This is a genomic window from Candidatus Dadabacteria bacterium, assembly GCA_026706695.1.
Lineage (GTDB): Bacteria > Desulfobacterota_D > UBA1144 > Nemesobacterales > Nemesobacteraceae > Nemesobacter.
The window spans coordinates 1-23,913 of record JAPOYE010000066.1; the positions used below are offsets into that span (position 1 = coordinate 1).

The 23,913-nt window shown below is 51.4% G+C and carries 18 protein-coding genes and 1 tRNA gene; 9 read left to right on the top strand and 10 right to left on the bottom strand.

The window, feature by feature from the left end; translation table 11 throughout:
* Positions 1-2,294: adenosylcobalamin-dependent ribonucleoside-diphosphate reductase (locus tag OXG10_04880; GenBank protein ID MCY3826698.1), on the bottom strand; the 2,294-nt coding region annotated here is incomplete at its 3' end.
* A 338-nt stretch (positions 2,295-2,632) separates the two neighbouring features.
* Here OXG10_04880 and OXG10_04885 point away from each other — a divergent pair.
* The 4 genes from OXG10_04885 (at position 2,633) to thiE (ending at position 6,548) form a co-directional block, all read left to right on the top strand.
* Complete coding sequence (locus OXG10_04885; GenBank protein MCY3826699.1) at positions 2,633-3,271, top strand: DUF924 domain-containing protein; 639 nt, start codon at positions 2,633-2,635, stop codon at positions 3,269-3,271.
* A 105-nt stretch (positions 3,272-3,376) separates the two neighbouring features.
* Positions 3,377-4,468: a mechanosensitive ion channel family protein gene (locus OXG10_04890; protein MCY3826700.1), complete on the top strand. Its 1,092-nt coding sequence runs from the start codon at positions 3,377-3,379 to the stop codon at positions 4,466-4,468.
* 1 nt (position 4,469) lies between these two features.
* The gene (argH, locus tag OXG10_04895; GenBank protein MCY3826701.1) at positions 4,470-5,855 is read left to right on the top strand and encodes an argininosuccinate lyase; all 1,386 of its coding nucleotides are present in this window, start codon (positions 4,470-4,472) and stop codon (positions 5,853-5,855) included.
* 51 nt (positions 5,856-5,906) lie between these two features.
* Positions 5,907-6,548: a thiamine phosphate synthase gene (gene thiE / locus OXG10_04900; protein MCY3826702.1), complete on the top strand. Its 642-nt coding sequence runs from the start codon at positions 5,907-5,909 to the stop codon at positions 6,546-6,548.
* Positions 6,549-6,563: 15 nt separating this feature from the next.
* On the opposite strand, the gene OXG10_04905 is transcribed toward thiE, so the two are convergent.
* The 4 genes from OXG10_04905 to leuS form a co-directional block, all read right to left on the bottom strand.
* Positions 6,564-7,379 carry a methyltransferase domain-containing protein gene (locus tag OXG10_04905; protein MCY3826703.1) on the bottom strand — a complete coding sequence of 272 codons (816 nt, stop codon included), beginning with the start codon at positions 7,377-7,379 and terminating at the stop codon, positions 6,564-6,566.
* A 212-nt stretch (positions 7,380-7,591) separates the two neighbouring features.
* Positions 7,592-8,707: a porin gene (locus tag OXG10_04910; protein ID MCY3826704.1), complete on the bottom strand. Its 1,116-nt coding sequence runs from the start codon at positions 8,705-8,707 to the stop codon at positions 7,592-7,594.
* 421 nt (positions 8,708-9,128) lie between these two features.
* The gene (locus OXG10_04915; GenBank protein ID MCY3826705.1) at positions 9,129-10,196 is read right to left on the bottom strand and encodes a deoxyhypusine synthase family protein; all 1,068 of its coding nucleotides are present in this window, start codon (positions 10,194-10,196) and stop codon (positions 9,129-9,131) included.
* 16 nt (positions 10,197-10,212) lie between these two features.
* Positions 10,213-12,669: a leucine--tRNA ligase gene (gene leuS, locus OXG10_04920; protein MCY3826706.1), complete on the bottom strand. Its 2,457-nt coding sequence runs from the start codon at positions 12,667-12,669 to the stop codon at positions 10,213-10,215.
* Between the two features lie 136 nt (positions 12,670-12,805).
* Here leuS and OXG10_04925 point away from each other — a divergent pair, with 136 nt between their 5' ends.
* Positions 12,806-13,552 (top strand): uracil-DNA glycosylase, encoded by a 747-nt coding sequence (locus OXG10_04925; protein MCY3826707.1) that lies wholly within the window; start codon positions 12,806-12,808, stop codon positions 13,550-13,552.
* Positions 13,547-13,623, top strand: a tRNA-Arg gene (locus OXG10_04930). The genes OXG10_04925 and OXG10_04930 overlap by 6 nt, the downstream gene beginning before the upstream one ends.
* A 185-nt stretch (positions 13,624-13,808) precedes the next feature.
* Here OXG10_04930 and OXG10_04935 read toward each other — a convergent pair.
* The 3 genes from OXG10_04935 to OXG10_04945 are packed head-to-tail and all read right to left on the bottom strand — an operon-like array spanning position 13,809 to position 16,384.
* Positions 13,809-15,089 (bottom strand): ATP-binding protein, encoded by a 1,281-nt coding sequence (locus tag OXG10_04935; protein ID MCY3826708.1) that lies wholly within the window; start codon positions 15,087-15,089, stop codon positions 13,809-13,811.
* Between the two features lie 27 nt (positions 15,090-15,116).
* Complete coding sequence (locus OXG10_04940; protein MCY3826709.1) at positions 15,117-15,911, bottom strand: class I SAM-dependent methyltransferase; 795 nt, start codon at positions 15,909-15,911, stop codon at positions 15,117-15,119.
* Between the two features lie 56 nt (positions 15,912-15,967).
* Entirely contained in the window at positions 15,968-16,384 is a 417-nt protein-coding gene (locus OXG10_04945) for an NUDIX domain-containing protein (protein ID MCY3826710.1), read from the bottom strand.
* 175 nt (positions 16,385-16,559) lie between these two features.
* On the opposite strand from OXG10_04945, the gene OXG10_04950 reads away from it, so the two are divergent.
* Positions 16,560-18,653, top strand: coding sequence for a thioredoxin domain-containing protein (locus OXG10_04950; GenBank protein MCY3826711.1), 2,094 nt, complete (start codon positions 16,560-16,562; stop codon positions 18,651-18,653).
* Between the two features lie 115 nt (positions 18,654-18,768).
* Positions 18,769-20,694, top strand: coding sequence for a DUF2075 domain-containing protein (locus tag OXG10_04955; protein ID MCY3826712.1), 1,926 nt, complete (start codon positions 18,769-18,771; stop codon positions 20,692-20,694).
* Between the two features lie 116 nt (positions 20,695-20,810).
* On the opposite strand, the gene OXG10_04960 is transcribed toward OXG10_04955, so the two are convergent.
* On the bottom strand, positions 20,811-21,221 hold the full coding sequence (locus tag OXG10_04960) for a hypothetical protein (protein ID MCY3826713.1): 411 nt from the start codon (positions 21,219-21,221) through the stop codon (positions 20,811-20,813).
* Positions 21,222-21,382: 161 nt separating this feature from the next.
* Here OXG10_04960 and OXG10_04965 point away from each other — a divergent pair, with 161 nt between their 5' ends.
* Positions 21,383-21,556 carry a hypothetical protein gene (locus tag OXG10_04965; GenBank protein MCY3826714.1) on the top strand — a complete coding sequence of 58 codons (174 nt, stop codon included), beginning with the start codon at positions 21,383-21,385 and terminating at the stop codon, positions 21,554-21,556.
* On the opposite strand, the gene mnmG is transcribed toward OXG10_04965, so the two are convergent.
* Positions 21,529-23,445 (bottom strand): tRNA uridine-5-carboxymethylaminomethyl(34) synthesis enzyme MnmG, encoded by a 1,917-nt coding sequence (mnmG, locus tag OXG10_04970; GenBank protein ID MCY3826715.1) that lies wholly within the window; start codon positions 23,443-23,445, stop codon positions 21,529-21,531. The two genes, OXG10_04965 and mnmG, sit on opposite strands and share 28 nt — an antisense overlap.
* Positions 23,446-23,913: the final 468 nt, after the last annotated feature.

Genomic DNA, 23,913 nt, shown 5'->3' on the forward strand with positions numbered 1-23,913 from the left:
CTTCTCAGCACCTTCGCTATGGCGTCGGGGACGGACATTATGACCCTTCCCCCTGAAAAAACTGGCGAGGAACCTCCAATGGCCTCCAGCTGTTCCACGACATCTCTGACATCAACCCCAGACCTCAGAGACAGAGATATCAGCCTTCCAGTTGCCTCGGCATCCGCCATCGTGGTAAATCCAGATTTTCCAATCTGGACGAAAACTTCAAACGGCTTGCCTTCGTAACTGTTGACAGTCACGTAGAGATTCCCGTACCCAGTTTTTATCGCCTCGGTAAAACCTTCCAAGACTCTTGGTCTCGTGACGGGTTTTACCGCTTCTTTTTGAGAGGGATGAGGGGATGGTGTGAGGTTGGAGTGGGTGGTTGACATCCCTTCATCCCGGGGTGGAGAGTTTGTTTTATCTTTTGCTTGTTCTTCCGTTATCAGCACCCCTTCTCTGGAGCCTTCCCTGTAAACGGTTACCCCCTTGCAGCCGAGCTTCCAGGAGAGGAAGTATATCTTCTCGACCTCTTCGAGGCTTATGTCCTTGGGGAGGTTAACGGTGCTTGATATGCATGAATCTATGTGCTTTTGAATAGCGGCCTGCATGCGGACCCGCTGTTCCGGCTTTATCTCATGTGAGGTGACGAACGTGTCCGGAAGATCCGCCTCATCGTCCAGCCCGAATTTCTCCATGTACTCAGACACCAGAGGGTGGTAGACCTTGAATTCTTCTTCCGACAGGGATTCTGAGCGCCGAAGATAGGACAGGGCGAACATGGGCTCGACACCGCTTGTTGTTCCAGCGAGAACCGAACCGCTTCCGACGGGTGGAACCGTGAGTATGCATGCGTTTCTGAGGCCCTGCTTCTTTATCTTGCTCATCACGTTATCGCGCATGCTTTTTACAAATGGATTAGCTATATGAGTTTTCAGATCAAACACGGGGAAAGTTCCCTTCTCCTTGGCAAGGTCTGAACTGGCCTCGTAAACTATGTTCTTTACATGTTCAAAAAGCTCGTCGGTGAATTTTATGCCTTCAGCCGTGTCATATTTTATGTTGAGCTTAGCAAGCATGTCTCCCAAGCCCGTGAACCCGACCCCTATTCTCCTCGACCTCAAAGACGCTTTTGTCTGGAAGCTTAGGGGATGCTTTTCAATGTTGTAATCCAGTATGTCGTCAAGGAACCTGACGCTGTATTGAAAAGCCTTTTCAAGCTCTTCCCATTCTATCGCGGCGGTTTCTTCGAAAGCGTTTTTGACGAACATGGAGAGATTCACGTTCCCAAGGCAGCAGTTCCCGTAGTCCTCAAGCGCCTGCTCGCTGCAGGGGTTCACACCATTTACTTCCATGTTGGCGTATTCGGTCGGGGAGTATCTTTTAACTGTGTCCCAGAATATAAGTCCGGGCTCGGCCGAGGACCATGCTGACTGAACGAGCTTGTCCCATATCTTGCGGGCCCGCACGGTTCTTTTTATTTCGGTTTTCTCGTTTGAGAAGCTGAGTTCGTAGTCAGTGTCTTTTTCCACGGCTTCCATGAACTTGTCATCAACCTTCACCGAGATATTGGCAAACTGTACCTTTGATCTTGCCTCATCGTTTTTTATGTCGAGGAAGTCCATTATGTCGGGGTGATCGACTTTCATGGTTATCATGAGGGCCCCTCTTCTTCCCGCCTGTCCTATGGTTCCGGTAGTTGTGGAGAGAAGATCCATGAACGATACCGCTCCCGTTGAGTATATGGCCGAATTGTTCACCGGCGAGCCTTTCGGTCTCAGGATAGATATATCGGTTCCGACTCCTCCGCCGAAAGAGTAAGTCCTGGCGGCCTCCTTGCACCACTCGAATATTCCCTCTATGGAATCTTCCTTTATCGGCATGTAGTAGCAGTTAAGGAGCGTGGCCCTTCTGTTCTGGCCGGCGCCGAACAGTATTCTCCCGCCGGGTATGAACTTGAAATCGGAGAGGAGCCAGTAGAAGTTTTCCTCCCACTGCTTTCTCAGTTCCTTTTTTTCCTCGGGGGACGCTATTTCCCTGGCCACCCTTCGCCACATCTGCTCCGGAGTTTTCTCTGTTATTTCTCCTTTTTCGTTGCGAAGAGCGTATTTCTCGTAGAAAACGCGCGCCCTGAGTGTGTCTCCGCCGAAGGCGTCGATGGTTTTCGCGGGAATTTCTATGGTGTCGCTTGGAGCTTTGACATGCTCCGGAGAGGGTTCCTGGATCTGGGTTTCTTGTTCATCGTCGACTGTAGTTTTAAGATCGGATGTTCCATTCGCAACGATTTCAGGGTGGTTTTTATCTCCAGGCACGCTTTCCTCCTTTTCTGTTCCTTATAAACACTTCCTTCCGGTCTATGCACAAGATGTATTGCCTATCTTGTGCGTGGATTTTATTTAAACACAATATATTGATACTTGTCAAGGAACTATTTTGTTTTCGTTAAGATAAAATTAAAAGGGTTTTTGCAAAGAGAGATCATCGGACCCTGAAATTCAAGTGAGATCAGGTGCTTGCCTCTTCACCCTGAAAGTTTTTCGGCAGCTATGAAACGATAAAATTTTTCTTCACAAGTGCGGAGGGGAAGATTCAGGGTCGGATAGTACGGCTCTTGTGAGAGCCCTGTTTCCCTGTGTTATACTCTCAGGATATGAGAAAGGAAGAAGTTTTTGCCGCGGGGGGAACCGAATCAGTCTCCGAGGTGCTGGATTTCTGGTTCGGCGAGTTGCGCGAGGGAGAGTTGCCGGATAAAGAGAAGCAGATGACCTGGTGGGCGAAATCGGAGGAGTTCGACGATCTCGTAAGGCGGAGGTTCGAGAAATATGTCCTGTTTGCCGAAAAAGGGGAACTTTCCCGCTGGTTCGAAACCCCCTTGGGTACATTGGCGTTTATAGTCGTCGTTGATCAGTTTCCAAGGAACATCTACCGCGACACACCGGGAGCGTTTTCAACGGACTCGCTGGCTCTTCGCGCCTGTCTTCGGGGTATTGAGAAGGGATTTGACAGGGACCTTCACCCGGCGCACAGGACGTTTTTCTACCTGCCGCTTATGCACTCGGAGGACCTTGAGATCCAGAAGATGAGTGTTCTTAAGTACTCCGCTCTTGAAAACGAGTATGCCTCGCACCCCCAAATCAAGGAAACCCTTGCCTGTTCAACGGATTTTGCGGGACGGCACTTTGACATAATAAAGAAATTCGGAAGATATCCCCACAGAAACGCGGCTTTGGGAAGAGAATCCACCCCGGAAGAAACCGAGTTTCTAAAAGAGCCTGGAAGCTCTTTCTGAATTCTTTCCACTGACTTTTTTTGTTGTTTAAGGTTATTCAAGCGGGTATTTATATGATGGCCGCAGCGTAGGGCGGGCGTATTTTGTATCAGGGAGAACGTTTGATTGAATATCGAGGAAATATTTAGCCGGACTTACTTGGGCAATCCCGCCGAATCGTGGTTCTGGGCTCTGGGGGCGGCGATTGTTTTAGCCTTAGTTTTTAACTTTATTCTGAAAAGGTTCGTAAGGGGGTTTGCCAATCTTGCCGAGAAGACCGAGACAGATCTCGACGATCTGGTTTCAGCACTCTTAGGAAAAACCAGCATAGTGCTGATCATAATTTTTTCGGTCTACGTGGCTACCTTCTTCCTTGACCTCACCCAGCAGGTAAGGGAATTCCGGAAAAGCGTAATAATTATCTGCCTTCTCGTTCAGGTCGGTTTATGGGGAAGCGGTTTCATTGATTATTACGTTTCGAAGAAACTCGCGAATATCGACGTCGGCGTCGGCGCCACCGTAACACACCTGAGAAGTCTCGGGTTTTTCGCAAAAGTAGTCCTCTGGATAATTCTCGTAATTCTAACGATCGACAACCTAGGTTTTGATCCGACTACGATAATCGCCGGGCTCGGCGTGGGCGGTATAGCAGTGGCGCTTGCTCTCCAGAATGTTCTCGGCGATGTGATAGCCTCGCTTTCCATTATTTTCGACAAGCCTTTTGAAGTCGGGGATTTCATAGTGGTAGACGATATAATGGGGGATGTCGAGCACATAGGGCTTAAGACCACGCGCCTCAGGAGCCTTTCCGGCGAGCAACTTGTTTTATCGAATAACGACCTGCTTCAAAGCCGCATAAAAAACTACAAGAGGATGGACTCCCGCAGGATTGATTTTTCTTTAGGCGTGATTTACGAAACGTCCTACGATAATCTTGAGAAAATCCCCGGGCTGATAAAAGATATAATAGAGTCGGAACAGAAAACTAGGTTCGTCAGAGCGCATTTCAGCAGTTACGGTGATTTTTCCCTTAACTACGACATAGTCTACTTTGTTCTTAGTCCTTTGTTTGATGATTATATGGATATACAGCAGAGGATTAATCTGAAGATATTCAAAAAGTTCTCCGATGAGGGAATAGAGTTTGCCTATCCCACACGCAAGATCTTTCTTGATTCGGTAGAAGCTGCGTCGACCGGCGCAGGGGCGGGAGACTGAATTGGCCAAAAAAGCGTGGGGAGGCCGCTTTGCTTCCCAGACACACAATATCGCCGAGAAGTTCTCAGAATCGGTAAGTTTCGACAGGCGTCTTTACAAAGAAGACATAAGGGGAAGTATCGCCCATGTGAAGATGCTTCGCGAGACCGGGATTATTTCTCGTAAAGACGCATCCCGAATAACCGAGGGTCTTCAGGAAATCGAAAAGGAAATAGACCGCGGGGAGTTTGCCTTCAGCGAGAGCTACGAGGATATCCATCTCAACATAGAAAAAAGGCTTATCGAGAAAACGGGGTCTTCGGGTGCCATGGTACACACTGCTAGGAGCAGGAACGACCAAGTTCTAACCGACACGAGGCTTTACCTGAGGGGGGAGACAGAAGAGATAATTTCACTTGTGTGCGCCTTGGCGGAGCAGTTCGTTGAACTTTCCGCAAAGAACTTGGGGGTGGTCATTCCTCTCTACACCCACATGCAGCGTGCGCAGCCGGTACTTCTGTCCCACCATCTTCTGGCTTACTACGAAATGCTAAAGCGCGACCGCGAGAGGTTTATTAACTGCCTTGCAAGGGTGAATGTGAGCCCGCTTGGAAGCTGTGCCGGGGCGGGAACCTCGTTTCCGGTAGACAGAGAGATGACCGCTGAGGATCTGGGGTTTAAATCGGTTTCCAGAAACAGCATTGACGCTGTAAGCGACCGTGATTTTTGCGCGGAGTTCGTATTCTGCTGCTCGATTCTGATGATGCACCTGAGCAGGCTTTCTGAGGAACTTGTTTTGTGGAGTGCAAAGGAGTTTGACTTCGTTGACCTCGGGGACGGGTTCACCACGGGTTCTAGCGTAATGCCCCAGAAAAAGAATCCCGACATGTCGGAACTCACCCGGGGAAAAACCGCCAGGGTCTACGGAAACCTGAGTGCACTTCTGACTTTGATGAAAGGACTTCCGCTTTCCTACAACAGGGACATGCAGGAGGACAAGGAGCCTCTTTTCGATACGGTCGACACGGTAAAGCTTTGCCTTCGGGTTAATGTCGAGATGCTGAAGACGCTTGAATTCAAGGAAGAGAACATGAAGAAGGCCCTTCAGGGAGGCTTTGTTACCGCGACCGACGTGGCGGACTATCTGGCCCGCAAGGGTGTCCCGTTCCGTTCGGCCCACGAAACCGTGGGGAAGATAGTTTCTTACGCCGAGCGGGGGGGGAAGGAACTTTCAGATCTTAAGCTTTCCGAATTCCGCAGATTTTCCAAAAAAATCGACGAGGACATTTTTCAGGTGATAACGTTCTCGGGTTCCGTTGAGAGCAGGAATTCTCTAGGCGGCACTTCAACCTCGAACGTGAGGAAAGAAATAGCAAGTGCCAGAAGGTTCCTCAAAAGATGCATGTAGCCGTTTTTCCGGAAGAGCCGACAATGGTTTTCATTCTGTTTGCGGTGCGCCATGGGTTTTAAGCTTGGGGGACTTTACGTGATTACCGACGAGGGGCTGATTCCGCGCGGTTCTTTCTGCGAAACAGTTGAGAAATCGTTAGTGGGGGGAGCTGACATCGTTCAGTTAAGGGACAAAACTTCTCCGCGCTCGGAAGTCGTCGCCTTGGGCAGGGAACTTCTCGGTATTACGAAGAGATACGGCGTGCCGCTTATAATAAACGACTCCCCGGAACTCATGATGGAAATAAAGGCCGACGGAGTCCATCTGGGCGAGGACGACCCGAACATAATACCCACGAGAAAGAAACTGGGTAACGGCGCCATCATAGGCGTTTCCTGTTACGGTTCTCTTCCAAGAGGTATACACGCCGAGAGAATGGGTGCCGATTACGTTGTTTTCGGAACTCCCTGGGCCACTCCGACAAAACCCGGCAGAATCCCCACCCCTTTTGAAACTCTGGTCGAGGCGAAAACCGCTATCACGGGGATTCCGATATTTGCCATAGGGGGAATATTTCCCCATAATGCGGCACAGGTGCTCGCTACAGGGGTGGACGGCGTAGCCGTCATAACGAGCGTTTTTGGATCAGATGATCCGGAAGGCGCTTCGAGGGATCTTCGCTCCGTTCTTGGGGATCACCCGGCTGTGTGACCATGCGGGGAAACCCTATTCGGGCTTTGAGCATATGACGAGATGATTTGAGGCTCTTCCCTCGTCAACCAGCCCCAGATACGTATCGAAATACTCAATGTGGTAGCGGGTGTTTTCCTCGCCCTGCTCTTCGGCAATCACGGCGGAATGCTTTTTGTAAGCATCTCCCCAGTTTTTAACCTGAACCCGGAAATCCGCCACGTACTCGGTTATTTCCTCGATACGAAATCCGGCCGATTCAAGCTTTTTCCTGTAGCTTTCAAGGGAATCGTAATATTGGGGAATTAGGTAGCCTCTCGCCATTTTTTGCTTTGTTTCCTCGTCGTCTGATATCTCGAAGGTGCCGCTTAGAAACGCCCACGTTCCGGAAGGCTTAAGTACCCTGAGAACTTCCCTGAAAAGTCCCGTCTTGTCGGAAAACACGTTCATCACGTTAAGACTTATTGCCAGGTCAAACGTGTTTTCTGTAAACGGCATTTCCATCGCGTCGCCCAGATGAAATGCCGTTTGTTCCTCAAGTCCAGAGTTTTTCGCGAGTTTTCCCGATATGTCGACCCCCACCTCGTTAATCTCTATTCCAGATACCCTGCATCCGGTCCTGTCGGCTATGTATACCGCGGGACCTCCCGCCCCGCTTCCCACGTCGAGAACATGCGTTGTTTTCTCTATGCCGAGCCTGGGGATCAGCTGATCGAGATAGCGGGGAGTAATGAACGACTGCTGTCCTATGTCATCCTCTATTCCCCAGATGGATTCTCTTATGAGCCTGTTTGCGGGGCTGTCGAGCTGGTGAAGCTCGGAATAATCCACCCCTATGCGTTTTTCGTTCATATGACTTGCGTTTCCTCCGTCTTGATTTTCGGGATGCAATTGAATTTACACTTTAACCGTCTAAAAACAATTTTCCGCATTCTCTGAAAGAAAAAACCGCCTGAGAAGAGGATAAAAAAAGGGGGACATATCAGGAGTTTTTTCTCTTGACATGTCCCCGGGAATATTAATCGCACGCGGCGAAACCGTGCCAACCCGACCTTCTGAGACGGTTAGAAGATCGCGACGTCAAAGTCGTAGCGGAAACCGAGACTTATTGTGTTCTCGGTATCTCCCTCTTCTGGCTCCACCAGCACCCATTCTACAAATATGTCGGTGCTTGGATGCACTTCCTTGATCAGCGTGACGTTACAGCCGAGCTTTTCCGTGGAACCATCATCCTTATCGTAAGCGTAGAATCCCGCAAGCGCCGTCATCCCGCCGCCGAAGGAAAGGGCCCCCGCCACGTCGAGAGTATAGGGGTTCGTTTCGGAACCGTCGTCGTGGTTGTCCTGTATGTACTGGTAAGTAACGGCAAGGTAAAGATTTTCTGTCGCGTTAAGGCTTGCACCGACGCCGAAGAAATCTTTCTCAAGATCGTTACCTTTGTTTTGGCGCAGATAGGACGCGCCTACGTAGAGAGGTCCTCCGCGATAGCTGAGACCTACGGAAGCAGCGTCAACGTCATCTGGAGCGCTACTCGTGTCGGCATTGGTGCGGAAAAAGTTGTGACCTGCATTGTTTTCAGGTGAACCGTTTACCTGCATGCCCGCGTCTACGCTGAGGTTCCCGACGCTGTGGGCGTACCTTACGAGGTTGTTACTGCGGAAAGGCCCCTCGTTGTCATATCCGAAGGGGCTTGCCCTGTGATAGAAAATGTCCGTTACTTCGGCAATTACGTTAAAGTACGGATCCCACTGCTTACCTATGCCTACAAAACCGAAATCCGAGCTTTTAAGACCCACGTAGGCCTGACGTGCGTCGCCGAAGTCTCCGTTGGCTTCAATGTCGACGTCCCACTCTCCGTGGAGAACCGCGGTAAGTGTATCGCTTATCCTGGTATTGGCCTTGATGCCTACCCTGGAAAGCGCGTCGGTGATGTCAGTTGACCCTCCGTCAGCGTCTTTGTAAGTAATTCTGGGCCAGAACCTACCGTAGATTGAAACATCGGTATCCTTAACCAGCGCTTCCCCAGGCATTGCTTCTTCGGCCATCGGTTCCTCGGCCATTGCTTCTTCAGCAATCGGTTCCTCGGCCTCTCCCCCGCCTGCAAATGCTGAAAGCGGTACTGCCAACATGCCGGATGCCAGCAGACAAATCATTAAAACCCTTTTGATAAAGTAATTCATTTTCTCCTCCTTTTCTCATAAGGTGCAATATATTCAGTCAGTTAAAAATCTATCATGTCCAACTTTTCAAGGCGGAACAAACGCAGACGGCTTTGAAAACCATCTAGGGGTAACAGCAGCAAGTTTGTTTAGGCTTGGTACTGCAATCGACTCATTAGGTTCACCCTATACATCGATTTTCATTCTATCATAAATCGCGGATGTTTTTAAAAGGATTTTTCGAAGCAAGCGGTCAGAACCAGAATATCGGGGGTTTAAACATTATGATTTGACCTTCATGTTTTCAGGTGCCCTTATGTTGAAGACTCTGAAACTTTTCTGGTTAAGGAAGTCGAATCATGACGTCTAACAATCAGTTCAAGTAAAATCCAGAGCCGGACTTCGAAAAACTTCTGCATTTATATTCCGCGGGAAATATGGGCTAATCATCGAACTTAAGAAGGGTTCCTTTCCTTTTTAGCTGGGTTTTTTCCGAAAGAGCATGAGAGATGATGGGAAGAGCTATGGTGGCGTCGCAGTAACACTGAACCAGGCTGCCTTCGGGGTTTTCCTTTCCCCAGGAAACCGCTTCTTCAAACGTGCACCCCGAAAGTCCTCCCCACTGGGGAGAATCGGTCGTGATCTGGATCGCGTATTTATGAGGATAGTAGGTTTCCCGCTCCCCGGTCCCTTTGCGGTTAAATCCAGCCTTTCTTCCTGGGACCTTTCTGTCTTCGTAAAGAAGGTCGCCCGTGACGGCAAAGAGCTGAATAAAGTCTTTCGGAACCCCGCCGCCTATGTAAACCACTCCCGTGTCAACCACGCTCTCGCCCATTCCCATGAATTCCACGTAGTCCTGCATGGCGTCGATCGTGAGATGATGTCCCTTGCTTTCGGCTATAAGCGCCGCGTCTCCGTAAGGGCTGTCCGCTATGGCGGGGCAGAAGACCGGAACTTCATTTCTTGCGGCCGTGGCTACGATGCAGTTTATGTTTTTCTTGTCGAGCCACTGTCCGCATCTTTTTAGGAATTCTCTTGAGGAATAGCTTCGGGATTTATCGAGAGTCATTATGAATTCAGCCAGAAGCTCGGTCATCTCGAGGTAGTCGGGCTCGGTTCCGTAAACGTCATAGTAGCGGTTTATTCCCTCGGAGAAAAGCTTTGTGTCGTCTTCGTTCGGGGTTCCCTGCCAGTACGAAAAACCCATCGCTTCCACTATGTCCTCGGAGATGTTCGCGCCCGTGGGTATCAGAACGTCTATGTACCTGTTTTCGATCAGCCAGTTTATTATTTTCCACTGTCCGGTTGTTGAAAGGGAGCCCGCGTATCCGAAAAAGATGGTGAGATTCTCTGCTTTCACCATCTTGCAGAGAACATCCGCTACCCTGCCCAGACTTTTACCCTGAAATCCCGTCTGCGCCATCTCCTCGAGCAGCCTTGAGATCGGCTTCTCGGGAGAAACCTCTATCGCTTTTACTTTTTTCCCCAGGTAGCCTGATTCTTCCTTCACGTTCTTCTTCTCCTTGCTAGACTCTTATGTCCACAAGTCTTTTCGGTACGTAGACGAAGTTTTTTATCTCCCGCCCCGCTATGTACTCCTTCACCCGGCTGTCGGAAAGAGCGATTTCCCTGGCGGTTTCCTCGTCTGCGTCCGCACTTAAGGAGATCTGGTTTCTCACCCTGGAGTTAACCCTTACGGGTATGGTTATCTCTGCGCTCTCAAAAGCGCTCTCGTCCCACTTTATCCACTCCTTGTCAACTAGGCTTCCGCTTTCTCCCGAAAGTTCCCAGAGTTCCTCCGCGAAATGGGGAGCCATAGGGTAGACAAGCCTCGTTATCGCGAGTAGCGACGCGCGGGCGTGTTCTCTTTCCACGTTTTTTTCTTTCCAGAGTGTGCTGAGTTCATTGAAAAGCTCCATTACGGCCGAAATTGCTGTGTTGAACTTGAAACTCTCTATGTCTTCCGTGACTTTTTTTATCGTCTGGTTGGTCGTGGCGGCGAGAGCAGCCGGCTTTCCCTCTGCCGGCAGTTCCCGTAACTGCTCTTCATTTTCCCGTTTGGCGAAAAACCCGGTCGCGAAACGCCAAACCCTGCCAAGGAACCTGAACATTCCGTTTACTCCCTGTTCGCTCCACTCAAGATCTTTTTCCACGGGGGCGGCGAAGAGCATGAACATCCTTACTGTGTCAGCCCCGTAGCGAACTATCATGTCGTCGGGGTCCACGGTGTTCCCGAGAGACTTTGACATTTTCGCCCCGTCTTTTACCACCATCCCCTGGGTGAGAAGATTTTCAAAGGGTTCGTCGAGCTGGAAAACGCCGATGTCCCTGAGCACCTTCGTGAAGAACCTCGAGTAAAGCAGGTGAAGTATGGCGTGCTCTATTCCGCCTATGTACTGATCCACGGGAAGCCAGTAAGAGGTTTTTTCGGGCTCGAACATGCCGCTTTTAAAATCGGGAGAGGCGTATCTCAGAAAATACCATGAAGATTCGACAAACGTATCCATTGTGTCGGTCTCCCGCTTCGCAGGTTCTCCGCAGGCGGGGCAGCTTGTCGCGATGAAGCTTTCAATCTTGGAGAGAGCGGGGATTCGCTCTCCGTCAATATCTATCTCAAGCGGGAGTTCCACCGGAAGATCGGAATCCGGAACCGGGACCTCTCCGCACTGCTCGCAGTAAACTATGGGTATCGGTGCCCCCCAGTAGCGCTGCCTTGAGATTCCCCAGTCCCGAAGCCGGTAGTTGATCTTGGTTCCGCCCGCGGCGTTTTTCTGGAGAAACTCTGCTATTTCCCCGAAGGCTTCCTGGGAGGTGAGACCCGAGAGCCACCCGGAATCCCCGAGAATTCCCTTTTCCGTAAATGCTTCTTTTTCGATGTCAAAGATGCTTCCGTCGTCAGGGAAAATCACCTGTTTTATCTGAAGGCCGTATTTTTTCGCGAACTCCCAGTCCCTCTGGTCGTGCGCGGGAACGCTCATTACCGCACCCGTTCCGTAGCTCATGAGGACGAAGTTCGCAGTCCATACAGGTATTTTCTCCCCGCTTATGGGGTGGATGGCCTCTATTCCCAGAGGGACGCCGGTTTTTTCCATGTTTTCAATCTCAGCTTCGGAGACAGGCGCCTTGCGACACCGGGCGAGAAAATCCGCTACCTCGGGGTTTTCCTTGGCCGTTTCGCCTACAAGCGGATGCTCGGGGGCCAGGGCCATGTAGGTCACCCCCATGATAGTGTCCGGGCGCGTGGTGAATATCTTCAAGACGCTCTTTTCCCCGTCCACGCGGAATTCGGCCTCGACTCCCTCGGATTTCCCTATCCAGTTCCTCTGCATGGTTTTAACCGCGTCGGGCCACCCCTTCATCTTTTCAAGTTCGTCCAGCAGCTCTTCTGAGTAATCGCTTACCCTCAGGAACCACTGCGGTATTTCCTTTTTTTCGACAACCGCCCCTGAGCGCCATCCCTTCCCGTCAATCACCTGCTCATTTGCGAGCACTGTCTGGTCAACCGGATCCCAGTTGACAACGGAAGTCTTTCTGTATGCTAGCCCCTCGCGGTGAAGTCTGGTGAAAAGCCACTGCTCCCAGCGATAGTATTCAACGTCGCACGTTGCGATCTCCCGATTCCAGTCGTAGCTGAACCCGAGGCGCATGAGCTGCTGTTTCATCTGTGCTATGTTGGCCCGTGTCCAGGTCGAGGGATGTATGGCGTTTTGTATCGCCGCATTTTCGGCGGGCAGTCCGAAAGCGTCCCAACCGATGGGGTGGAGAACGTTAAAGCCCCTAGCCCTTTTGAATCTCGAGACAACGTCTCCGATCGTGTAGTTCCTCACGTGCCCCATGTGGATTCTCCCTGACGGGTATGGAAACATTTCAAGAACGTAGTATTTTTCCCCGGAGGTTTCCTCGGAGACTTTGTAGGTGCCTTTTTCCGCCCAGAAATCCTGCCACTTTTTCTCGATTTCCTGCGGTCTGTATTCTCTTTCCATTCCGAAGGGAAAGCGTTTGACGGGTTTAGGTGTTGGATTTTTGCAAACGCGGTCTTATTCTAATTAAAACCCGCCTTGCTTTCAAACCCCTTCGCTACCTACTACTGTTTGTGTTAAACTTCCTTTCCGGCGAGCAATGAGTTCCAGTGAATTTTATGAGACGGCGCGGGCGCTTGAGAACTATCTTCGGTTCTGCAAGGAGATCGGGATAGAGGAATTGCCTGCTGGGTTTGCCGCGGGAGGAACCGAAATAGCGGATACGGAGAGAGACGGAACCGTTCTTTTAAGTGATCGCAGGAAATCGAGGGATTCATCTGCGGTCAAGACGCTTTCCGAGATAAGAGAGGAACTAGGGGACTGCACGAGGTGCCGTCTCTGCGAGACTCGAAAGAGCATAGTGTTCGGCGAGGGGAATCCCAAGGCAAGGCTAGTGTTTGTCGGAGAGGGTCCAGGAAGAGATGAGGACATTCAGGGGAGGCCCTTTGTCGGAAGGGCGGGACAGCTACTTACGAAGATAATCCAGGCTATGAAGCTTGAGAGAAAGGACGTGTACATATGCAACGTGGTGAAATGTCGGCCTCCTGGAAACAGGAATCCCGAGCCCGATGAGGTGGCAAGCTGCGAACCGTTTCTCGCGAAACAGATAGAGAGCATAAATCCCGAGATAATAGTCTGTCTCGGAAGCGTCGCTACCGGATTGATGCTCAAGCTTAAGAACTTCAAGATGGGGCAACTGAGAGGGACTTTTCATCAGTACGGAAACTCAAAGCTTATGATTACGTACCACCCCGCCGCGCTTCTTCGAAACCCGTCTTTTAAGAAGCCCGTGTGGGAGGACATGAAGCTTGTCATGAAGGAACTCGGAATACCTCTAAGCGGGTGATTAGCTCAGTGGATCAGAGCACAGGCCTCCGGAGCCTGGGGTCGGGGGTTCGAATCCCCCATCGCCCGCCATTGCAGACTCGTTTGGCGTTTTGATGTTTTTACGGAACTATCTTGGAGAATATCCCCACCTCTATGTGATCAATACACAGTGTTGCCCTGTGAATTTCAGCCTTTGTCCAGCGGCCGCGTGTTCCTCATCTATCCGGTTTAAACCACAATACTTTTACGGTCTCATCTGCATTTTTTGTCTGGGACTACAGGTATCCGATCGGGACAATGTCAACCTCGCGGCTGAAGGGAAGCAGTTCCTTATAAAAACACAGAACGCAGCCGTGTCCCACTGGGGTCTTGATGTTCCGCAGGAAATCAAAACCCCGGAACCCTGAACTGCGCATGGAGGAAGCTTTTTTGATTTCAATCGGGTGAATACGGCCGTCTTGTTCGATCAGAATATCCACTTCGCGCCTTTCCTTGTCGGCGTAATAATAAACGGGGGCGCGGGAGCCGTTATGGATGTGTGACTTGATGATTTCGGATACCGCGTAAGTCTCAAGCATGGCTCCCGCCATCGCTCCCTTTTCAAGAACTTCGGGGTTTGTCCACTTGGTGAGAAAGCAGCAGAGCCCGGTGTCCATGAAGTAGAACTTGGGGGTTTTAAGAAGGCGCTTAGTGGTGTTTTTGAAATACGGCTGCACTATGGTGACAAGCCCGGTAGCTCTCAGAACATTGAACCATGATTTGACCGTGGGTTCGCTTAGACCGCTCTGTTTTGAAACTTCACGGTAGTTAAGCATCTGTCCCGTTCTCGCGGCGGCTATCTGTATGAAGTTGTGAAAGGACATGAGGTCGTTGATTCTGAGGTAGTCACGCACGTCGCGCTCGATGTAAGTCAAAACATACGACTGGTAGAAGCGGTGCCAGTTCTCGCCCCGGTCAGAGACAACTTGCGGGTAGGAGCCCCGCCAGATTTTCTCGAATACCTGCTCCACGCCGAGCGGTTCCGCAATTTTTTCCCGTTCCCGGAGAATTTCGACCGTGGGAATAAAAGGGGGAGTTTCGGGGCGTCCCTGTTCTTCCGCGAGAGAGATTCCCTGGAGATCGAGTATTGCTACCCTGCCGGCGAGAGATTCAGAGACATTCTTCATCATGGAGAACTGTTGGGATCCCGTAAGCCAGAACAGGCCGTTTTTGCCGGCTTCGTCAACGACGATCTTGATATAGGGAAAAAGCTCAGGGACGTACTGAACTTCATCGATCAGAACGGGAAGTTTTAGCCTGTCAACAAATCCGCCCGGGTCCCGTTTCGCCGAAAAACGCGTATCGGGTTCGTCAAGGGACACGTATGAACGCCCCCGTTCGGCCAGTTTGCGAAGCAGGGTGGTTTTTCCGACCTGCCTGGGGCCGGTCAGAAGAACTACCTTGAAAGCACTGCTTGCCTGCTTTACGGTGTGTCTTAGGGTGCGGTCGATGAACATGAGGTTTCCGACTAATATAAAATCGAGTTCTATATTAGTCGGAACCGTCCCGTATGTCAAATCAATTTGTCTCGAAAGGAAAAAACGCTATTTCCTGAGCACGGTGTACATGGTTTTCTCATCGGACCATTTGATCTTGTCAGGGTCTTCATAGGATTTGCGGATATTTTTCCTGAATTCCGCAAGGGATCTTTCAAACTCCTGGCTCTCATAGAGATAGAAAGTCGAGTAGTGCTTGCTCTGCGCCCTCTCAACCAGTTCCTGCAGGGAATTCTCCCTGGCGAGAATAAATGTTTTCGTCTCAATAAGCTCAAGCCCCTCTGTGCTTTTGATCTCAGCCTCAAGCCTTTCGGTATTGTAAAAGTCCGATTCCTTCTGGTTAAACGACGGGAAGTGTTTTCCCCATATGCTTTTCATGCTCTGGGTCCTGGTTCTTGTGTAAATAAAAAGAAACGATCCCTCTTGGAGCACCCTTGCACTTTCTCTCAGGAATTTCGGGGTATTGAAAAAATGTATGGCGTTGAAGCAGAATACGGCGTCAAGGGCACTGTCCCCGATCGGAAGTTCCTGTGCCATGGCGATTTTGGTCACGTAGTTTCGGATGCCGTGATCCTCAAGGTACTGTTCGAGGCTCTCAAGCATGAACTCGTTTGTGTCATAGCAGTAAAGAAACAGATCCTCCTTGCCCAGGTGCTCGAAGAAAAGTCTTGCGTACCGTCCTGCTCCGGCCCCCACGTCGGCAGCCTTTATTTTTCCCTTGTCCCCAATTATTCCCTTTATGTAGAGCACGGGTTCTGAGTCTGTGACTCTCAGGGACCTGTAGATGGCTGCTACCCGCGCATAATGACTCTGTGTCTTCTTTATGAACTGTTGGCTTTTCATTCGTTCCTCTCCGGTGTGAGTATGAAGTTGCGATTGCTGTTTGGTCGATTAAGGCTTCAGCTCCGGGACTGGGAGCCCAGGATATTTTTCTGAAAACTCTCCGCGACTTCCCGAAACAGGTAGGCGACCGTGTCGGGAAGGTCGTCAATCCCGCACCATTTTCTTTTTCTGTCCCTTTCGTAATCCCCCGTATCCTCGATGGCCCTGGCGCGGAAAAAAGTGTAGAGAACGTGTCTTTTTCCTCCTTCAATGACCATTATGTCGAGAGGCTGCTCTATTTCCACCCTGTATCCGCTTTCCTCTAGACATTCCCTCTCTGCCGCCTCAGCGGGAGTCTCGCCGTAATCGACTCCCCCGGCGGGGAAGACCCATGAATCATCGAGCTTTCTTGAGCTCACTAGGATGACTTCAATTTCCCCGAGGCTGTTTTCCCTGTAAGCGACGACGCCTGCCTTTTGTACGGGTTTACGCATTTAGGTGAGAATGTTAGCCTAAAAATAGAATATGAACAGAAAGAAATTATTATTTTCCCCGAGCGGAGGAAATTTCTCAGACGGGTTTCTCAAGGCTGGGAACGCCTTACGTTGCATGGAACTTATTTTTGATCGGACTGTATAATTCCCCCATTCCCTCGAAGGGGAGGTTTGAGTGTCAAACAGACTTAAAAACGAAAAGAGTCCCTATCTTCTCCAGCACGCGGAGAACCCGGTTGACTGGTATCCGTGGGGGGAGGAGGCGTTCGAGAGAGCCTGGGAACTGGGGAGGCCGATATTTCTTTCCATAGGATACTCGACCTGTCACTGGTGCCACGTGATGGAGCGCGAATCCTTTGAGGACGCAGAGGTGGCGGGGCTCATGAACGAGAATTTCGTCTCGATCAAGGTCGACAGGGATGAGCGTCCCGACATTGACAATATCTACATGACTGTCTGTCACGTGATTTCAAGGAAAGGCTGCGGCTGGCCTCTTAACATAGTCATGACGCCCGAGGGGAAACCTTTTTTCGCCGGAACCTATATACCCAGGGAGAACCGTTACGGCAGAGTCGGAATGAAGGAGCTTGTGCCGGCGATAAAGGAACTCTGGGAGAACAAGAGGGAAGAGGTTCTGGAATCGGCCCGGCAGATAACCGACGCTGTCTGCAGCTTGGGGGATTCTCTCCGGAGAGTAGGCACTTCCCTGCTTAACGAGAAGACTCTTGATCAGGCCTACAGTTACTTTCTTTCGACTTTCGACCCCGATGAAGGCGGCTTCGGGAAAGCTCCGAAATTTCCGACTCCCCACAACCTGATGTTTCTGATGAGGCATTACGCACGCACAGGGAAAGATGCTTCCTTGAGGATGGTTGAGAGGACGCTTCTTGCTATGGGAAGGGGCGGCATATACGACCATGTGGGCTTCGGTTTTCACAGGTACTCGACCGATTCGCGATGGCTTGTCCCCCATTTCGAGAAGATGCTCTATGACCAGGCCCTTTTGGCGATCACTTACACAGAAGCGTGGCAGATCACGAAAAACCCGTTTTACGAAAAAAAAGCGAGGGAGATACTCGAATACCTGATTCGGGACATGACATCTCCCGAAGGAGGTATTTACTCGGCCGAAGACGCGGACAGCGAAGGGGAGGAAGGCAAGTTCTATCTTTGGACCGTGGGGGAGCTGGAGGAACTTGTGGGAGCGGAGGACGCGGAGCTTCTTTCGGACGTCTACAATCTCTCTCGCGACGGAAATTTCAGGGACGAGGCAACGGGAGAGCAAAGCGACAGGAACATATTTCACCTGAAAGAACCCCTGGCTGACACTGCTGCACGGCACGGTATCCCGGTCGAAGCGCTTGAGAGGAAACTTGAAGGTCTGCGGGATAAGCTTTTTGCTTGTAGGGAAAAAAGAGTTCATCCCTATAAAGACGACAAGATACTCACGGACTGGAACGGAATAGCGGTAGCGGCGCTCTCAAAAGCGGCGGCTTTCGGAGAGAAGAGATATTCTGATGCGGCTCGGGGCTCGATAGAATTCATAATGCGGAACCTTTTCCGCGAGGGAAGGCTTCTTCACCGCTACCGCGAGGGCGAAGCGGGCATAATGGCAAGCGTTGATGATTACGCCTTTTTTATATGGGGACTTCTTGAATACTACGAAAGCGTTTTCGATGAAAAATATCTCGCTTTGGCTATTTCTCTCTGCCGGGATCAGTTCGAACATTTCTGGGATGAGGAGTTCGCGGGTTTTTTCTTCACGGCCGATGACAGCGAAGATCTGATAACCAGGCAGAAGGAAATTTATGACGGAGCGCTTCCGTCCGGAAACTCGGTTTCAATATTTAACATCCTGAAAATAGCGAGGCTGACCGCCGACCCCGAGCTTGAAGAGAAGGCGGCCCGGATGGCCGCGGCTTTCTCCTCTCAGATCTCAAGACACCCGGCTTCTTTTTCGATGCACATGAACTCTCTTGATTTCATGCTGGGTCCTTCTTTCGAGATAGTCATAGCCGGGGACAGAGATTCCCCCGAGACCCGCCGGTTTCTCGACATCCTCTCGGACGAGTTCCTGCCGAACAAGGTTGTCATGGTTAAGGACGAGGCGAACGAAACAGAGATTTCGAGGATCGCCCCCTATACGCGGGGCCATAGCCCCCTTAACGGAAAAACCGCGGCGTACGTGTGCTCGAATTACGGGTGCCGGCTTCCGACGGGCGACCCGGTGCGGATGCTCGAGCTTATAAGAGAGGCGGAAAAACGGTGAGAGAGTTTTCGATTTTCTGCGGCCCGCCATATCGTCCGCCTGGTGACGTCTGCCCATCTCCACGCAAACCCAGTCGCGTCGTGTCGCAGAAACGGGAACAGAACGAGGCCCCCTCATGATGGAGGAAGCGCGGCGCGGCTGGGACTCGGACTTCGGCAAGTTCGGAGCGGTTCACCACTCGAGAATACTCGAGAGCATACTGCGGAGCTATCCCGGGTCCTCCGAGGAGGAGAAAGTTTCTTGGAGGCGGAACGTGCCCGCGCTGCAGCGGGAAGTCGGGGAGGTCGTCGAAATTCGCACTGACGCCGGCATGTTCACGGCGATTCTTGAGTATGAACTTCCGATGGAATCGCGCCGCGCCGATGTGGTGCTGCTGCTCCATGACGGAGTGGCGGTAGTCGAACTCAAGGGAAAGAGTGTTCCTTCCGATGCGGACATTGATCAGGCTCACGCCTACGCGCGGGATCTCTCCTGCTACCACAGGGACTGCCACGGCCGCCAGGTGAAAGCGGTGCTGGTGCCAACCCGGATGCGGGGAAAAGGAAGGACGGAACGTGGCGTCAAGGTATGCTCGCCGGATGAACTCGATTCCCTGATCACCCGGCTCGGGTCGAGAAACCTCCCGGAGTCGATAGATGCTGGGAGTTTCCTGAGCGCGGACGCATACCGGCCGCTTCCGTCGCTTGTGCGAGCCGCCCGGGAACTTTTTCTGAACAGACGGCCTCCGCAACTCTGGTGCTCAGTGGCCAATACTGATAGCGCGGTGCGCGCGGCGCGGGAAATCGCCTCCCACGCCTGCGTGACGGGAACGTGTCGGCTGGTCCTGCTGACGGGCGTGCCCGGCGCGGGCAAAACCCTCGTGGGGCTTCGGCTCGCTCACATGCCCGGTCTTGAAGATCTGGCGCAGGGAAACCGGGGTGTCCCGGCCGTATTCCTCTCCGGCAATGGTCCGCTCGTCGAGGTCCTGCAATACGTTCTTCGCTCTGCCGGGGGAAGCGGAAAGACCTTCGTCCGCCCGATCCGGGAGTATGTAAGGCGTTACAGCGGCAAAAGCGACCTTATCCCGCCTGAACATGTAATGATCTTCGACGAAGCGCAACGGGCCCACGACCGGGAGCGAGTGGCCGATGTGCATAAGGTTGGCTTTTCCAAGGCGCGTTCGGAACCGGAACATTTCATTGAGTTTGCGGAGCGGGTTCCGAAGTGGTCAGTCGTAGTTGGTCTGATCGGAAGCGGTCAGGAAATCCATGTGGGAGAGGAAGGAGGCCTCGGCCTTTGGGCGGAAGCGCTACTCCAGAGCGACCGGAAGAACGAGTGGGTCGTGCACGGGCCACCGCAAATGCGTCGGTTTTTCGAAGGACTGCCGTTTCAGGCTTCAGCGGATTTAAGCCTTGACGAGACGATCCGGTCACACTTCGCGTCCCGGCTGCACGAGTTTGTCGGGAAGCTGGTGAAGACTCCGCCTGAGCCGCGCGACGAACTGCGGCGGATTGCGGATGTGCTCAAGGAGGAAGGTCACGACCTGCGGACCACGCGCGACCTGGATCAGGCGAAGCGCTATCTTCGCGAGCGCTACGGGAATTATCCGGAGGCGCGGTTTGGGCTGATGGCTTCAAGTCGCGACAAGGTCCTTACCGGTTTCGGCATCCCCAATGACTACCAGTCGACCAAGCGAATCAAGTTCGGACCATGGTACAATGACGACGAAGATGCACCCGGCTCAATGTCATGTCGGCATCTTCGGGACTGCATTACGGAATTCGGAGCCCAGGGTCTTGAACTCGACGCGGTTCTTTTGGCTTGGGGGGCGGATTTCGTGCTGGAGAACGGGAGGTGGTCAAGTGCCGGGGCCAGAGGTTACAAAAAGGGCGGAAAGTCCAGGGTTCACGATCCGCACCAGCTTCGCGCCAACGCCTACCGCGTGCTTCTGACACGGGGGCGGGACGCTCATGTGGTTTTCGTTCCCGAGTGTTCGTACCTTGATGAAACCTGGAATTTTCTTCGCGCGAGCGGTTTCAGGGAACTTGCTGAACCCGCATAGGCGCACACGGAGATGAATCAGTCTCAGCAGACTCTTTACGATGCTCTTGATCTGGGAAAATACATGACCTCGTAGGTCATACAGAATCCAGGTATTTACAAAGTAAAATCAGCCAGTTAGAAAATTAACACGGTAAGCTCCCGCCAGTTTTCCAAATGATACTTCCGCTTGACGCTCCCGACCTTGTGTACGATACCCTGTAAGGCCTGGAACTTCCCGTCTTTTTCAATCATCAGAAAATCAAGGTCGAAATAGACGCCGTCGCGGTCGTGGAAATCCGCGCAACTGACGTAGTAGTCGGCCTTTTTCACGGTCCCGTCATGCAGCTTTGCGAGCCTGAGCTTGAGGAGGTCGTCCGTGATTGCGTCATACAGGACATAATGCCCGTTCACAGTGTTCTGGCCAATGTGTTCCTGCATAGCTGCCTGAATCGTGCGGCGCTTTTCCCCTTTTATGCTCGGGTCGTCAGCGGCGAAGGCTGTCGGAGTGAAAGCCAGCAAGACCAGTATTACAATAATACTCTTCATAATTGCATACCTCCTTTAACATGATGTGGTTACTTATCTTAGAGACGAACGGGGTGCTGTTCTGATTGCACTAAGGGATTAAGAAAGTTTTTTGTCGGCACTGTTGCATTTGTGAAAAGTGTTTCTATAATCTATGTAAAATTTTTTTCAGGGGGGAACAAATGACTAAGAGAAGGAATGAGAAAAAGGTAAGGGATCTTGTGGAGATGATGCAGGATCCAGACGGTTCCGGTTACATCGGAAGCGACTGCGACGCCATGGAGCTTTACGAGCAGGAGCTTGAGGAGATGGAGGGGGTCGACAGCTTTTACGACGGGGAACTTGATTTCAACTGAGCTTCGTGCTCAAGCCCCCGCATTTTTCTTATATGCACAAGCAGAACAGATATAGCGGCGGGCGTTATGCCTGAAACGCGGCTTGCCTGCCCTACCGATTCGGGTTTTACTCTTGAGAGTTTCTGAACGATTTCGTTTGAAAATCCCGGGATGTTTTTGTACTCGAAGGTTTCCGGGATTTTCATGTTCTCGAATTTCTGCAATTTCCCGACTTCTTCTCTCTGTCTTTTTATGTAACCCTCGTATTTTACTTCCATCTCTACCTGCGCCCCGAGTTTCGGGGAGATGTCCGGATTCGCTGAGGAGTCTATAAAGCCCAGCATTTCATACGTGAAACCGGGCCTTCTGAGTATCTCTTTTAGGCTCTGGGGCTTTTTGATTCTCTGTGAGCCGAGATTCTCAAGAATCCTGTTTGTTTTCTCGTTTGGAACCACCTTCTCGCTTTCAAGCCTTGCGAGTTCATTTTCAAGCGCGGTTTTCCTCGCGCGGAATTCCTCGGTCCGCTCGTCGCTGAGAAGTCCTATTGTGTGCCCAAGCTCCCCGAGTCTTAGGTCAGCGTTGTCCTCCCTCAGTATAAGTCTGTACTCCGCCCTTGAGGTAAACATCCTGTAGGGTTCATCGACTCCTTTTGTGACCAGATCATCAATCAGAATTCCTATGTAGGCCTCCGAGCGTCCGAGCACGAAAGGATCCTTCCCCTTTATACGAAGCGCCGCGTTTATTCCCGCTATCAGTCCTTGGCTTGCCGCCTCCTCGTAGCCCGTGGTTCCATTTACCTGTCCTGCGAAAAATATGTTTTCGAGAAGTTTTGATTCAAGAGTAGCACCAAGCTGCGTGGGGTCGAGAAAGTCGTATTCGACCGCGTATCCCGGCCTCATTATTTCCACGTTGCGAAGTCCTTCCATGGTTCTTGAGAATTCGTGCTGAACTTCAATGGGAAGGCTGGTTGAAATTCCGTTGGGATAGATTTCGTAAGTATTTCTTCCCTCAGGTTCGAGAAATATCTGGTGGCGGTTCCGATCGGGAAACTTAACTACCTTGTCTTCTATCGATGGGCAGTACCTTGGTCCTATTCCCTTTATGAGGCCGGAGTAAAGAGGGGACTTGTCGATGTTTTCGTTTATAACGCGGTGGGTTTCTTCGTTAGTGTAAGTGATGTAGCATGGCATCTGCTCAGTTGTGATTCCTCCCGGGGAAAAGGAAAAAGGTACAGGGTCCTCGTCCCCGTCCTGCCTCTCAAGCTTGTCCCACTCGATGGTCCTTCCGTCAAAGCGCGGAGGAGTTCCGGTTTTGAGCCTGCCTGTCGTGAAACCCAAATCCGCAAAAGAATTCGATATGGCTCCCGCGGCGGCCTCCCCCGCACGGCCGGACGAAATCCGCGTAAGGCCTATGTGTATGAGTCCACCGGGAAAAGTTCCGGGGGTGACTACGATGGTATCTGAGAAAAACTTCTCCCCGAGGGCGGTTTTAACCCCTGCGACTTTTTTGCCGTCAACCAGAAATTCCTCGACCATGGCCTGCTTTATCTCTATGTTGGCTTCGCTCTCAAGAGCCTTTTTCATGTAGGTTCTGTAGCTTTGGCGGTCGGCCTGTATTCTGGTTGCCTGCACCGCCGCTCCCTTTCGGGTATTGAGTCTTCTGAACTGTATGGCCGCGGTGTCAGCGGCTTTTCCCATCTCGCCGCCGAGCGCGTCTATCTCTTTTACCAGGTGACCTTTTCCGACGCCCCCTATGGAGGGGTTACACGACATGAGTCCGATTGTGTCTATATTCGCCGTGAGAACCAGTGTCGTACAGCCCATTCTGGCCGCGGCGAGTGCTGCCTCGCACCCGGCGTGACCGGCTCCGATCACTATCACTTCGTATTTTTTTGAATTTAAAAGAGACATTTTTCTAAATCACTCAAGTGATTTCCAACGCCAATTATAACCGCCAAACCTCGATGGATAAACGGGTAGAAACCCTTGGAACTTTTTTCTGGAACCTGCTCAGGACTTTAACCGGGAGGTGACTATTAGCTACAAAACTGAGAAAAGATGCTTTCAATCGTTTCTTCGCTCGCTTCACGTGTAAACAGTGTGAATCTGGATAGGTGCGGGAGCCTTAAAAGTTTGATTTGGGCCTTATCGCCGAACTCAATAATTTCGGCTGTGTAATCACCCCAGCCTGTTTGCAGCTTGTACGATTTTCTCTCGGGCAGCTTATAGACGTTTTCAATTATTTTTCTGATGCGTTCTCTAGTTTCCGTATTAATCTGAACTTCCAGTATAAGGGATGAGCTAACTTTCTGTTTTCACTGGACAAATCAATTTTTCCGTTGTTCCCCGCTGGGGACACTACTGCAATTTTACCCCCAG

What these genes read in the sequence shown, in the direction of transcription:
- OXG10_04905 (MCY3826703.1), bottom strand. Translation starts at nt 7,379, where the DNA reads ATGAACGAAAAACGCATAGGGGTGGATTATTCCGAGCTTCACCAGCTC.
- mnmG (MCY3826715.1), bottom strand. Translation starts at nt 23,445, where the DNA reads ATGTCTCTTTTAAATTCAAAAAAATACGAAGTGATAGTGATCGGAGCC.
- OXG10_04925 (MCY3826707.1), top strand. Translation starts at nt 12,806, where the DNA reads ATGAGTTCCAGTGAATTTTATGAGACGGCGCGGGCGCTTGAGAACTAT.
- OXG10_04940 (MCY3826709.1), bottom strand. Translation starts at nt 15,911, where the DNA reads ATGAAAAGCCAACAGTTCATAAAGAAGACACAGAGTCATTATGCGCGG.
- OXG10_04965 (MCY3826714.1), top strand. Translation starts at nt 21,383, where the DNA reads ATGACTAAGAGAAGGAATGAGAAAAAGGTAAGGGATCTTGTGGAGATG.
- OXG10_04910 (MCY3826704.1), bottom strand. Translation starts at nt 8,707, where the DNA reads ATGAATTACTTTATCAAAAGGGTTTTAATGATTTGTCTGCTGGCATCC.
- OXG10_04885 (MCY3826699.1), top strand. Translation starts at nt 2,633, where the DNA reads ATGAGAAAGGAAGAAGTTTTTGCCGCGGGGGGAACCGAATCAGTCTCC.
- leuS (MCY3826706.1), bottom strand. Translation starts at nt 12,669, where the DNA reads ATGGAAAGAGAATACAGACCGCAGGAAATCGAGAAAAAGTGGCAGGAT.
- OXG10_04945 (MCY3826710.1), bottom strand. Translation starts at nt 16,384, where the DNA reads ATGCGTAAACCCGTACAAAAGGCAGGCGTCGTCGCTTACAGGGAAAAC.
- thiE (MCY3826702.1), top strand. Translation starts at nt 5,907, where the DNA reads ATGGGTTTTAAGCTTGGGGGACTTTACGTGATTACCGACGAGGGGCTG.
- OXG10_04955 (MCY3826712.1), top strand. Translation starts at nt 18,769, where the DNA reads ATGATGGAGGAAGCGCGGCGCGGCTGGGACTCGGACTTCGGCAAGTTC.
- OXG10_04960 (MCY3826713.1), bottom strand. Translation starts at nt 21,221, where the DNA reads ATGAAGAGTATTATTGTAATACTGGTCTTGCTGGCTTTCACTCCGACA.